Origin of the sequence: Mesorhizobium erdmanii USDA 3471, assembly GCF_000472705.1 — a bacterium.
Classification (GTDB): Bacteria; Pseudomonadota; Alphaproteobacteria; order Rhizobiales; family Rhizobiaceae; genus Mesorhizobium; species Mesorhizobium erdmanii.
Window position 1 is genome coordinate 22,550 of record NZ_AXAE01000030.1, and the last position, 12,592, is coordinate 35,141.

12 protein-coding genes are annotated in these 12,592 nt (G+C 61.5%); 8 read left to right on the forward strand and 4 right to left on the reverse strand.

Going from position 1 to position 12,592, the window contains the following annotated elements; all coding sequences use genetic code 11:
* The first annotated feature begins 59 nt into the window (after positions 1-59).
* The 7 genes from A3AU_RS0123210 (at position 60) to A3AU_RS0123240 (ending at position 7,792) form a co-directional block, all read left to right on the forward strand.
* On the forward strand, positions 60-950 hold the full coding sequence (locus tag A3AU_RS0123210; protein WP_418001077.1) for a type II secretion system F family protein: 891 nt from the start codon (positions 60-62) through the stop codon (positions 948-950).
* Positions 951-1,004: 54 nt separating this feature from the next.
* Positions 1,005-1,553 carry a tetratricopeptide repeat protein gene (locus tag A3AU_RS0123215; RefSeq protein ID WP_027055013.1) on the forward strand — a complete coding sequence of 183 codons (549 nt, stop codon included), beginning with the start codon at positions 1,005-1,007 and terminating at the stop codon, positions 1,551-1,553.
* Positions 1,554-1,562: 9 nt separating this feature from the next.
* Entirely contained in the window at positions 1,563-2,102 is a 540-nt protein-coding gene (locus tag A3AU_RS0123220; RefSeq protein ID WP_027055014.1) for a prepilin peptidase, read from the forward strand.
* A 297-nt stretch (positions 2,103-2,399) separates the two neighbouring features.
* The gene (locus tag A3AU_RS0123225) at positions 2,400-3,065 is read left to right on the forward strand and encodes a methyltransferase family protein (RefSeq protein WP_027055015.1); all 666 of its coding nucleotides are present in this window, start codon (positions 2,400-2,402) and stop codon (positions 3,063-3,065) included.
* 87 nt (positions 3,066-3,152) lie between these two features.
* Positions 3,153-4,289, forward strand: a complete 1,137-nt coding sequence (locus A3AU_RS0123230; RefSeq protein ID WP_027055016.1) for a hypothetical protein — start codon at positions 3,153-3,155, stop codon at positions 4,287-4,289.
* Between the two features lie 212 nt (positions 4,290-4,501).
* The gene (locus A3AU_RS0123235; RefSeq protein WP_027055017.1) at positions 4,502-6,163 is read left to right on the forward strand and encodes a peptidoglycan L,D-endopeptidase MepK; all 1,662 of its coding nucleotides are present in this window, start codon (positions 4,502-4,504) and stop codon (positions 6,161-6,163) included.
* A gap of 234 nt (positions 6,164-6,397) precedes the next feature.
* Positions 6,398-7,792, forward strand: coding sequence for a multicopper oxidase family protein (locus A3AU_RS0123240; RefSeq protein WP_027055018.1), 1,395 nt, complete (start codon positions 6,398-6,400; stop codon positions 7,790-7,792).
* A 34-nt stretch (positions 7,793-7,826) separates the two neighbouring features.
* On the opposite strand, the gene A3AU_RS0123245 is transcribed toward A3AU_RS0123240, so the two are convergent.
* The 3 genes from A3AU_RS0123245 to A3AU_RS0123255 form a co-directional block, all read right to left on the reverse strand.
* Complete coding sequence (locus A3AU_RS0123245; RefSeq protein ID WP_027055019.1) at positions 7,827-8,114, reverse strand: PTS sugar transporter subunit IIB; 288 nt, start codon at positions 8,112-8,114, stop codon at positions 7,827-7,829.
* Positions 8,115-8,134: 20 nt separating this feature from the next.
* Positions 8,135-8,596 (reverse strand): PTS sugar transporter subunit IIA, encoded by a 462-nt coding sequence (locus A3AU_RS0123250; protein ID WP_027055020.1) that lies wholly within the window; start codon positions 8,594-8,596, stop codon positions 8,135-8,137.
* Between the two features lie 74 nt (positions 8,597-8,670).
* Positions 8,671-10,077, reverse strand: coding sequence for a PTS galactitol transporter subunit IIC (locus tag A3AU_RS0123255; protein WP_027055021.1), 1,407 nt, complete (start codon positions 10,075-10,077; stop codon positions 8,671-8,673).
* A 342-nt stretch (positions 10,078-10,419) separates the two neighbouring features.
* On the opposite strand from A3AU_RS0123255, the gene A3AU_RS0123260 reads away from it, so the two are divergent.
* On the forward strand, positions 10,420-11,736 hold the full coding sequence (locus A3AU_RS0123260) for an NAD(P)H-dependent oxidoreductase (protein WP_027055022.1): 1,317 nt from the start codon (positions 10,420-10,422) through the stop codon (positions 11,734-11,736).
* A gap of 3 nt (positions 11,737-11,739) precedes the next feature.
* On the opposite strand, the gene proC is transcribed toward A3AU_RS0123260, so the two are convergent.
* Positions 11,740-12,555: a pyrroline-5-carboxylate reductase gene (gene proC / locus A3AU_RS0123265; RefSeq protein ID WP_027055023.1), complete on the reverse strand. Its 816-nt coding sequence runs from the start codon at positions 12,553-12,555 to the stop codon at positions 11,740-11,742.
* Between the last annotated feature and the right edge of the window lie 37 nt (positions 12,556-12,592).

Sequence of the window (12,592 nt, forward strand, 5' to 3'; positions counted from 1 at the left end):
TTTTCTCGCACACAGATGACCTCGGCCTTCTGGTCTCCGTCGCCGTTTTCATAGCTGCAGTGGCGCTTTTCCTGTTTGGTGCGCTTGTTTTCCTGCCGGCGCTGCAGACTCGGAAATTGGTTGCGCAGAGCCTGATGACGGAGGGCATCACCGATCGCCGCTCAATCCTCGGACAAGACCACCTTGCCAGGATTTCGGCGCAGCGGCCAGTCGATGCCTACTTCAAGTCGATCGAAAAGGAGCGTGGTGAGCCAAACACCCTGGAAGCAAAACTCTTTCGCGCCGGCTTTTATCAGTCAAGTGCACCACTAATTTACACGCTATCTCGCTTGGGTGCCGTCTGCATCGGCTTTCTTGCCATCTATGCACTTCTTTCTCGGCTACTGCCGCCACAGTTACCCGGGTTCATCACCTTTGCCGGCTCTGCCTTGTTCGGTCTTGCCTGCCTTGTGATACCAAGCATCATGCTGGACCGTTTCGAAAACGGACAGAAGCAGATCTATCGCCGTGCCTTTCCCGATTTCATGGACATGATGATCACCTGTGCCGATGCAGGTATGAGCCTCGAGGCGGCGGTCGAACGCGTCGGCGCTGAACTGGCTGGCACCCATAAATGGTTGGGCATACAGCTTTCGATCATGAATCTGCAATTGCGCGCCGGCAAGCCCCTGCGCGAATCGCTCCGCGATCTCGCCGATCGCATCGGCCTTGAGGAGGCGCGAGCCCTGGCCGTGTTGTTTCGGCAGTCGGAAGAACTGGGCACCAGCCTGACAGAGGCGTTGCGAATCTATAGCGATGAGATGCGCGGCCAGAGAATTCTTCAGGCTGAAGAGCGGGCCAATGCGCTACCGGTCAAAATGATGATACCTTTGGGGTTGTGCATCTTCCCGGTGGTGATCATGGTGGTCATGTTACCGGTGATCATTCGCATGAGAGGCGTTTTCTTCTAGTTGCGCATATGCTTTGGTCCTAATATGAGGTCTGAGACCCTTGGGGGAATCGTTATGAAAAGGGCTATCGCGGCGGCGACCTGTCTGTTGATGGCAGCGCTGGCCGGCTGTCAGACAAATGGCGCGGACACCACAGATGGTGTCGTCCGCACCAATGAGCCGTCGAAAGGCGATGTCACGTCTTTTGGCGATGCCTTCGATGGATTGAAGACGGTCGGCAACGTCGAATATTACGCCTCGGACCTGGCCGTGGCCGAAGCCAAGAACCAGTTTCGTGCGGAAAATTACGGCAATGCTGGTGCGTTGTTCTTCAAGGCGACGCAACTCGCGCCCAACGATGGTGGCGCCTGGATGGGGTTGGCCGCTTCGTGCGACCGCATCCACCGCTTCGACCTCGCCGACCGGGCCTACGCCCGAGCGTTCAAGCTGGTTGGCGCGTCGCCCGAATATTACAACAATGTCGGCTACTCCTATTTGCTGCGCGGCAAGTTGCAGGACGCACGCAGCAATTTCCTCAAGGCCTATGAACTGGCGCCCAACGATCCGACCGTCGCCAACAATCTAAAGCTACTGTCGTCAAGCGTGCAGAATATCGAGCGGTAGGGCACCAGCATGTTGCTCGCTGCGTCGATTCTGATGAGGGCGCTGGCGGTGGTCCTGCTAGCGCGGGCCGCCTGGATCGACTTCTCTACCCAGAAGATATCCAACCGCGACGTGTTGTTGCTGCTTTGCCTGGGCTTGGGATCGCTGTTGCTGCTGTCCCTCAAGTCGGGATCATGGTTGAACATGGGCCTGAGCGCCATGGCCGGGCTGCTGCTGTTTGTAGCGCTCTTCCCGTTCTGGGTGCTGCGCAAGATAGGTGCCGGCGATGTCAAGTTGATGGCAGTCGTGCCGTTTTTGATCGGCGAAGGCGATCTCATTGTGTTCGCGGGATTGCTGCTGCTTTTTGCGATCGCCACGGCGCTGCTCGTGAAAAACCCGCTACTACTGCCGCAAAGCGCATTCCGCCTCTATACTCAGCATCTTGACCGCCAGGGTGTCGTGCCCTTCGGCGTGCCGATTTCGTTGGCCGCGATCTGCACGATAGCGTTCCAGATCTACAAAGCCCTGGTATTGGCAACCAGCTCTGGAATCCTCGATCAGCTTAACTAAATCTCTGCAGCCCGCTCTGCTGGCGAAGTAAAGGCCATCCGGCCGAGTTGAAAGGCAATGCAGCACAAATTGCGAAGGGCATGCTATGGTGGCTAGTGGCGACCAAAATGATCGCCGAAATGACAACTGAGGCTGGGGCCAGGACGCGAAGCATTGGGAGAAGGTTCGGCATACGGACACAATAGACCGGTCACATTAATCGAAAGTTAAGATAAGGTGACACGTTAACTCTTTGGAAACCCTTTTCTTGTGGAGGCGCAAGAAGGATGCTTCAATGGTCCTTTGGGAGGGCAGCAGATGTTAACCGAGGATTTTTTCGGCCGCGCCGCCATCGTCTTTATCATGACGATCTTGGCGGTTCTCAGCGCTATTACGCTTTTCTCCTATTTCTATCAGAGCGCGCCGGGAAATTCGCTGGCCATCGTCAATCAAGTCTTGGCGACCGTGTTATCCGCCCTGCAGGTTTTCCTGACGGTCCGCCGTCTCCCGCCAAAGGGAACCGCCCAAGGAATTGAACCAAGGGTTACCTCGGTAGTGGGAACGTTCCTGGTCGTCGTTGCAATGTTTCTGACCCCCGCACTGCAAAACGAGACGGTGCAAATGGTGGCACTCGGCTTGATTTTCATCGGCATGGTCAGTTCGGTGTTTTGCCTCTATTGGCTCGGCCGCTCCTTCTCAATCATGGCGACGGCCCGGCAGCTGGTTACCTCTGGTCCATATTCCATTGTTCGCCATCCGCTTTACATCTGCGAGGCGACGTTCGTTCTCGGAATGATCCTGTCGCATTTTTCAGTGGTGATGGTGGCGATAGGCGTGGTCCAATTTATTCTGCAGTATCGGCGCGCAAGGAATGAGGAAGCCATTCTCCGGGAAACGTTCGCCGAATATAATGAGTATGCTCGGCGCGTCCCCATGCTTTTCCCACGTTTCCTTCGTGCGGAAGTGCCGGCGCCTGGCCAGTGATAGACTGCTCCGCTTCCAAAGCTGCGCCGACATCTTGCCGAGCAAACAGGTCGATGGCTAAATAAACGATCACAGGGAGAAGGCACCATGGCACTTCACCTTTCGGCAGATGCCCCGGCCTCAGTCGCCCCGCAAAAATATCTCTTTGGCCCGTTCATCGACTTTTTCATGCTTGGCGGAAGCGCGCTTCTCATCCTGCCGGTTCTGTATTTCGTTCCTCTGAGGTACGAAGCTGCCTTGGCGCTCACGACGTTGTTGCTCTCCCATTTTATCAACCAGCCGCACTTCGGTCATTCGTACCAGATCTTCTACCGCAACTTCGCGCGCAAGGTGCGCGGCGACGGTTACAGCCGCAACCTCCAGATCCGCTACATCATCGCGGGCATTGTCGTCCCGTTGGTCATGACCGCCTTCTTTGCCTATGGCTCGCTGGCGGGGAACGCACGCCTGCTGGGCAACGCAACCAACGCGATGGGCTTTTTCGTCGGCTGGCACTACGTCAAGCAAGGCTACGGCATGCTGATGGTGGATGCCGTGCTGAAGCGCAAATTCTTCAGCGAGCACGACAAGAAGGTCTTGCTGTTCAACGGCTACGCAGTGTGGCTGTTCGCCTGGCTTCAGACCAATGTGGTGATCGCCGAAAGGCAGTTCTGGGGATTGCAGTACTACACCTTCGCGGTCCCGCCTTGGCTGATCACCATCGCCATGTCGATCGCCGCCGCCTCCTCGGCTGCCACCGCCGTGATGTTCATCAACCGCTGGCGCAAGCATGGTGGGGCGTTGCCCTACAATGGCGTCGTCGCCTATGTCGTGTCCCTTTACGCCTGGATCCTGTTCGTGACGCTGAACCCGCTCTGGCTGCTCGTCGTGCCGGCGATGCATTCCTTGCAGTATCTGGCCGTGGTCTGGCGCTACCAGACCAATGTCGAGCGCGACCGTGTGGATGCCGTCGAGAAGCCGGAACTGAAGATCCTGTCGATTTTTGGAGCGCTGTACAGGCTGCGGGTAACGACCTTCATCATCGTCGGCGGGATTCTTGGCGCGCTCGGTTTCTGGCTTGTGCCGATCATGCTGATCGACCTGGTTCCCTATGACAAGGCGGTGCTCGGCTCGTCGCTTTTCCTCTTCATCGCCTGGATATTCATCAACGTGCACCACTATTTCCTCGACAATGTGATGTGGCGGCGCGGCAATCCGGAAGTCTCGAAATATCTGTTCCGCTGAAGCGATTGGTTGAATTCATTCCAGGCCTGCCCATCACGGCGGGCAGGCCGAATTCCGGTGCGGACACGATTCATTAACCAAGATGCTGTTCATCGGCAGGATGGGTTTGCGCGACGGATGCCCGCCCGCCTGGCCAAGCTGTCGTCCAGTCGCGGGCTTCCGAAAGATGGCTCCGGCGAAGACGTCAAATCGCCCGAAACAGAATGCAAGGCATGACCGTGATTGAACGCGAACAGAATGCGCCCGGCGCTTCCCACCGTTGGACATGGGTGCCGGCAATTGTCGCCGCGTTGCTTGGCCTGTGCGTCACCAGCGCGTTCGCCGAGACGCGCGCGCTGCGGATTCAGCATCTCCATACGGGTGAAAAGGCCGAGATCGTCTTCAAGCGCAACGGCCGCTACGATCAGGCGGGACTGAAGAAGATCAATTTCATGCTGCGCGACTGGCGCCGCAACGAGCCGACCAGGATGGATCCGCGCCTGCTCGATCTCGTCTGGCAGGCCTACCGTACCAGCGGCTCGACCGGCTATATCCATGTGGTCAGCGCCTATCGTTCGCCGGCGACGAACGCCATGCTGCGCGGCCGCTCGAAAGGCGTGGCCAAGGAAAGCCAGCACATGGTCGGCCGCGCGATGGATTTCTTCCTACCGGATGTGCCTTTGAAGAAACTGCGCGACATCGGCCTCAGGATGCAGGGCGGTGGCGTCGGCTATTACCCGACCTCGGGGTCGCCCTTCATCCACATGGACGTCGGCAATGTCAGGCATTGGCCGGGCATCAGCCGCCAGGAGCTGGCCAGGGTCTTCCCGAACGGCAACACATTGCATGTGCCGAGCGACGGCAGGCCGCTGCCCGGCTACGAGCAGGCATTTGCCGCCTACAAATCGCGCAAGGCCGCCGGCACGCCCAATATCGAACTCGCCAATATCGAACGGGCAAGTGCCGACGGCCAACGCAGGCCGGCGCGCGGTCTGCTGGCGACGCTTTTGGGCGGGCGCGGCGCGGACGAGGCGGACGACATCGCGGAAGCGGTGCCGGCGCCGCGCAAACCGGCTAGGGCGGTTGAGCCCAAGTCCGTTGAACCGAAGCCGGCCGGACAGGCCATCGCCATCGTGCCGCCCGAGGATGCGCGGCGCGCGGACATCCAGATGGCTTCCGCCGCTGCGGCTGAAGAACCCCTCGTCGAGCAAAAGAGCGAGACGCCCGAAGCAATTGTCATGGCGATGGCGCCCGGCGCGGTGCCACTGCCGGCGTTCGCCCCGCGCGCCGTCCCCGCAGCCAGCCCGCAGACCGCGCCATTCGCAACAGCCAGCGCGTCCACGGCCACTGAGCCGGTGCCCGCCAGAGCCGAAATGCCCTTGGGCAAGGCAGATACCGCTGCCGCGAGCGTCGCGCCGGAGATGGTAGCGCTCAGCATCCCGTTGCCGACATGGCGACCGCAAAGCCAGACAAGCCCGGAGCGTCAGCCGGAAGCAGCCAAATCCGCCGATGCCGTCGGTGCCTTGCTGGCCATGCATCACCCCGATGAGGGGCTCGATGTGCTGGCCGGCCAGCGAACTCCGGTCCCTGCCTCGAAACCCGAAGATCGCGTCAGGACGAGCCCGAAGGCCGACCGTGTCCAGCCCCGTCTCGATCCCGAGGCCACCGCGGTGATCGTGCCCGTGGCGTCGACTGGCCGGTCGCCTGGGACAGGTCGCGGCATTGCCGGTGGCAGCGGATCGGCATCGGCGCCGGTCATTGCAGCGCATTTCATCCGGACCGCGCCGGAGCAGGTCTATCTCGACGGCTTCCAGCCGCGGGGGCAGACGGCGTCCGATCACCGCCGCTTCACCGGCTCGGCGGTGAAATTCCTGCCAATCGCCAGCTTCAAATAGGGCGCGAACGCGCCCGTTCGATCCGGCGTTGTAATGTGTTAAGCAACCGCCGCCGAAACTTTCCGTCAGGCTCTGTAAGGTATCGTCCTGGCCCGAGAAGAACCTTGCCGAGGCACCAAGCCTTGCTGGCCGAGTTGCACTGAAGATCGATGTGCCAAGATCGGCATTTGCACTGGTGGCTCGCCTGTGATCCAAGACGGCGATAAATCCCAGGCCTTGCAGTTGGAGCGCTGAATGACCGGATTGACACGCCGCAGGCTCTTGAAAATGGCCGCTGTCACTGGCGCCGGCGGGGTCGGGCTCTCGGCCATCGGCAGGCTTGGCGGCTGGGCCGCCGCCAGCCCGCAACCGGTGGTGCTGCAGACGGCGAAAATCCAGACGAAGCTGATGAATGTCGGTCCGACCGACAATGTGCTGACCTATGGCAATGCCGGAATGCCGCCGGTGCTGAGGATGAAGAAGGGTGAGCCCTTCGCCGCGCGTCTGATCAACGCCATCGATGATCCGACGACAATCCACTGGCACGGCATCCGCCTGCCGAACAAGATGGATGGCGTGCCCTTCCTGGTGCAGCCTTACGTCTACACTGGCGACCATTTCGACTACGCCTTCACGCCGCCCGACGCCGGCACCTTCTGGTATCACCCGCACTGCAACACGCTGGAGCAGATGGGCCACGGCCTGACCGGCGTGATCGTGGTCGAGAATCCGAACGATCCGAAATTCGACGCCGAATTCGTCCTCAATCTGCGCGACTGGCGTCTTGGCGACGACGGCCAGTTCATCGATCAGTTCCGGCCGCGTGATGCCGCGAGAACCGGCACTTACGGCACGGTGCGCACCGCCAACTGGCTCGACCAGCCGCAATATGACGCGCCGGCAGGGGGGCTGGTGCGGCTGCGCGTGGCGTTCACCGATGTCACGCGCATCTACGCTTTCCGGGTCGATGGGGCCGAGGCGATGGTGATGGCGTTGGACGGCAATCCGGTGCCTGAGCGCTTTTCACCCGATGCCTTGCTGCTCGGGCCGGGACAGCGCATGGAACTCGCGATCCGCATGCCCGACCAGGAGGGCGCGGTGGTCAGCCTGCGGGACGTCAGGGGCACCAAGCCCAAAATCCTGGCGACCCTGCGGGCAGCGGGCATGTCGTTCAAGCGGGACGTTCGCGATGTCGCACCGTTGGAAGCCAATCCGGTGGCGGAGGTGGATCTGGCCAGCGCCCAGCATATTTCGCTGGCGCTCAGTGCCACGGCGGAAAACATCCCGAGCGACGGCATCTGCGGTTCGCTCGGCTACGGCTTCTGGGCCATCAACAAGGTGCCCTGGCCAGGTGATACACCGGATCCGACGACGCCGTTGGCCGAACTGAAGCTCGGCAAGAGCTATGTCATCGACATGGAGAACCTGACGCCGCAGTCGCATCCGATGCATCTGCACGGCATGAGCTTCAAGGTGCTGTCGTCGTCGACGCGACCGGTTCAGCCGCTGATTTCCGACACCTATCTCATCCAGCCCAACGAGAAGGTCAGCCTCGGCTTCGTTGCCGACAATCCCGGCGACTGGCTGCTGCACTGCCACATCATCGAGCACCAGAAATCGGGCATGACAAGCTACGTCAGGGTGGTCTGAAGCCGCGTTCGGTCACAGCCGTCTCGTTCGCGGCCTACTTGCGCAGTTGCGCCTCGATCTCATCGAGCACCTTGTCCTTGCCGATGCCGGTCAGGAAGGCGAGACCCTTGATGACCGGCTTGGTCACCGAAGCCGAGATTGGCGTGGTGGCGACGATGAAGTCGACGTTGTCGGCGAGCCCCGGCACTTCGGTCGCCTTTGCCTGTTGCGCGTTGAAGGTAAGGCCGCGCTTCTTCATCGCCTCGGTGACGGCGACGTTGACGGCGGTCGAGGTCGCGATGCCTGTGCCGCAGGCAAAGAGAATTGTTTTCTGTCTGGACATCTCTTGCTTCTCCCTGGTTGTCAGCCGAGCACGGCACGCACGTCGTCAAGGGTCCTTGCCGACCTCAATCCGTCCAATGCGTTTGGGTTCTGGATGGTGGCCATGACGGATTGCAGCGCTTCAATCTGCTTGTCCTTGTCATTGATGGCAAGCAGGAAGACGAAGCCGACCGGCAGCTTCTCGTCGGGGTCTTCCATGTTGGCGAAGGTCACCGGCTGTTTCAGCGTCCCCATTGCGATGCCCGGCTTCAGCACATGTTCGGGATCGGTGTGCGGCACCGCGACATTGTCTGCGCGTTCCAGCGGCAGCCCCGTCGGGATGGTCATTTCACGTCGCACGACCGCGTCGGCATAGGTGCTTTTGACATAGCCAAGGGTTTCAAGCCGGCCGGCCAGGATGCGGATGATCTCCTCATTGGTCGAGGCATCGGATCCGAGCACGATCGCCTCGGGATCCAGAAGCTGCATGAGGCCGTCGGACATGGTCTGCTCCGTCGATGAATCGTACGCCCCGGAGAGGGGCGCACGAACGTTTCAAATTGAAGGCGCGATTGCGTTCAGGCGCTGCCTTCGGCCGGCTCGTCTTCGGCGCCCGCCGCCCTTTCCCAGCCGAGCGGGTTGCGGCGGTAGAGCACGAACAGGGCTGCGATCACCACCGCGATCACGATAATGCCGAGAAGCCCGAGACCCTGGATCGCCTCGATGATCACATAGGGAACCCACAGGAAGCCGTCGACCACCGAGGTGATCTGCAGCGCATCGGCCGGCAACTTGAAGCCCGAGGCGACGGCGGCACTGGTGAACAGCGGGGCTAGCGCGTTGGCGACGTAGAAGCCGATGGCCAAGGTCACCGTGCCGATCACCACCATGCGGAACACATTGCCTTTGACCAGTGGCGCGGTCATGGCGACGATGAAGGGGATGACCGCGAGATCGGCGAACAGGATGACGCGGTTGCCCGGCAGGATCACCGACAGGATGATCGCGATCGGCACCAGGATCAGCGACGACGAGATCGCGGCGGGATGGCCGATCAGGATCGCGGAGTCGAGACCGACGAGCAGCTCGCGGTCGCCGGTGCGCTTGCGTACGAATTCCTGTGCCGCGTCGGAAACCGGGATCAGCCCTTCCATCAGGATCTTCACCATGCGCGGCAGAAGCAGCATCACCGCCGCCAGCGTCATGCCGGTGCCCAGCACCTTGGCCAGCACCGTGCCGAGATCGCCCGCATTGTAGAAGGCGATGGCGCCGAGCACGAGGCCGATGATCAGGCCGAGCACGACCGGTTCTCCGAACACGCCGAAGCGGCGCTCGATGGTTTCGGTGTTGATGTTGATGCGGTTGATGCCGGGAATGCGGTCCATGACCCAGTTCAGGATGATGGCGATCGGCAGGATCTGCGCCGAGGCAAGATGCGGCACCGAAATGCCGGGCACGCCATAGAACTGCTGCACCGCGCGCGCCGACCAGTCGGCGAACAGCAGCGAAAGTGCGGCGACCAATGCCGCGATCGCGATGCCGTAGGCCAGATTGTTGGTGGCGGCGACGACGAGGGAACCGACAAAGGCGAAGTGCCAGAAATTCCAGACGTCGACGTTGAGCGTGCGCGTCATGCGCGTCAGCAACAGCACGATGTTGACCAGAATGCCGACCGGGATGACCCACAGGCCGACCGACGAGCCGAAGGCGATCGCGGCCGCCGACGGCCAGCCGACATCGATGATGTCGCGATGGATGCCCGTGTTGGTGACGATGGCCTTGGCGACGTCGCCGATAGACGTGAACATCAGGCCGAGCACAAGGTTGATACCGATGAAGGCGACGCCGATGGTGACGGCTGCACGAAAGGCCTTGCTGACCTTGGCACCCAAAACCACGGCTATGATGAAAATGACGATCGGCAGCAGGATGGTCGCGCCGAGCGTGTCGATGGCCCCCTTGAGGCCAGCGAGAACAGTATCCATTCTTCCTCCCCTGGAGCCCGAGCCCTAAGCTTCGCGATGCTCCTTGATCTCATCCAATGCCTTGCCGCCACCTCGGCGCAAGGCACTCCCCAGATTGCCGCGAGACGAAAGCCCCTCCGAGCGTTCGTCTCGATGAACATTTGCCTTTGTCAGCAAACGAATGTTTTATTGGGGCTGTTCACAACAATGTCAATTGGCAACCCTTTGGGCCAACCGGCCAAGGCGAAGGCGCTTTTCCCGGGCCATTTTCGCCTGGAATCGCCGTTCGCGAGCGGTATCGTTGGCACAGGCGACCGGTCCCTGCTAATCCGGCCGCAAATCAAGAAGCTGTGGACATCCTGCATGACCAATGTCGCCTTGACCGGCCTTGCCCGCGATCTCGCCAGCCGTGCCGCCGAGGGCCGCCCGGTGCGCATCGGCGTCATCGGCTCGGGCGAAATGGGCACCGACCTCGTCACGCAGGGCATGCTGATGCCGGGCATTTCGGTTTGCGCCGTCTCCACACGGCGCCCGCACACCGCGCGCGAGGCCATTCGCATCGCTTATGGCGACGAAGCGATGGCGGTCGAGGCCGACACCGCATCGAAAGTCACCGCGGCGATCGAGGCGGGAAAGATCGCCGTCACCGCCAACGAGATGCTGGTCACAAACCCGCTCATCGACGTCGTCATCGACGCCACCGGCAAGCCGGGCGTCGCCGCCGATTTCGACGTGATGGCGATGGAGCATGGCAAGCATCTGGTGATGATGAATGTCGAAGCCGATGTCACCATCGGCTGCTATCTCAAACAGCAGGCCGACCGGCTTAGCGTGGTCTATTCGGTCGGCGCCGGCGACGAACCGTCGAGCTGCATGGAGCTGATCGAGTTCGCGTCCGCGCTCGGCCTGACCATCGTCTCGGCCGGGAAGGGCAAGAACAATCCGCTCAACCACGATGCCGTGCCCGACGACTATCGTGAGGAAGCGAACCGCCGCAACATGAACCCGCGCATGCTGGTCGAGTTCGTCGACGGCTCCAAAACCATGGTCGAGATGTGCGCCATCGCCAACGCCACCGGCCTTGTGCCCGACGTGCCCGGCATGCACGGCCCGAGGGCTGACCGCGACGACCTCGTCAAGGTACTTATTCCGCGCGCCGATGGCGGGCTGTTGTTGAAGAAGGGCGTCGTCGACTACACCATCGGCAAGGGTGTGGCGCCCGGCATCTTCGTTATCGTCGAGGCGACGCATCCGCGCATCATCGAGCGCATGGACGATCTGCATATCGGTCATGGTCCCTATTACAGCCTGTTCCGGCCCTATCATCTGACGTCGCTGGAAGTACCGTTGACCGCCGCGCGCATCGTGCTGTTCGGCAAGCCCGACATGGTGCCGCTGCCACGGCCGGTCGCCGAGGTCTGCGCGGTGGCCAAGCGCGATCTCGCCGCCGGCGAGACTTTCGATGCGATTGGCGAGACCTGCTATCGCTCCTGGACCATGACCGTCGGCGAAGCCCGCAGTCGGCGCGCCGTGCCGGTCGGCCTGCTCGAGGGCGGCAAGGTGCTGAAACCGGTCAGCAAAGGCGAATTGCTGACCACCGACAATGCCGCGCCGGACCAGACGACGAGGCTGTTCGCCTTGCGCCGGCTGCAGGATGAGATGCTGTACGGGACGAACTGAGTTTTATTTCCCCAATTCGATTGACCGCAGCCGCGCCGCTTCAACCGCCTGCGTGAGCAGATTGGTCAGCCGATCCTCGCCCATCAGCACGCCAAGTGCCGCCGCCGTCGTGCCGTTGGGGCTGGTCACCTGCTGGCGCAGCACGCCCGGGTCCTCGCGGCTTTCGGCAGCCAGCGAGGCGGCGCCATAGACGGTCTGCATGGCGAGCAGCTTGGCGGTCGCCGCCGGCAGGCCCGCCTTCTCGGCGGCCACGGTCATCGCTTCGATGAAATGGAAGATATAGGCCGGCCCAGATCCCGATACGGCCGTCACCGCGTCCATCAGGCCTTCATCGTCAATGGTGGCCACTTCGCCGCTTGCCGACAAAAGGTCGGCGATGAAACGCTTTGTATCGTCGGAGACGAGCCGGTTGGAAAACACCACCATCATGCCCTTGCCGATGGCAGCGGGCGTGTTGGGCATGCAACGCGCGATCGGTGCGCGGCTGCCCAGGATTTCCTCGAAAGTGGCGACCGGCGTGCCGGCGGCGATGCTGACGAAGGTGGTGCGGCCATCGCCGAAACGCTTGTAGGCGGCGGTGACGTCGCGGATCACCTGCGGCTTCACTGCGATGACGACGAGATCGGGCACGGCGCCGGCTGGAATCTCGCTGGCATCCGCTGACGTGGCGCAGCCAAGCGTTGCAGCGCGCTGGCGTAGATCGGCATTGGGCTCGACCACGAAAACCGTCGATGGTGCAAGCTTGCCGGATTTGAGCCAGCCCGAGAGCATGGCGTAACCCATATTGCCGCAGCCGGCGAGAACAAGCCTGATCGTCATTGGAGCCCTCCTAGAGCAATTCCAGGATAAAGTGTGT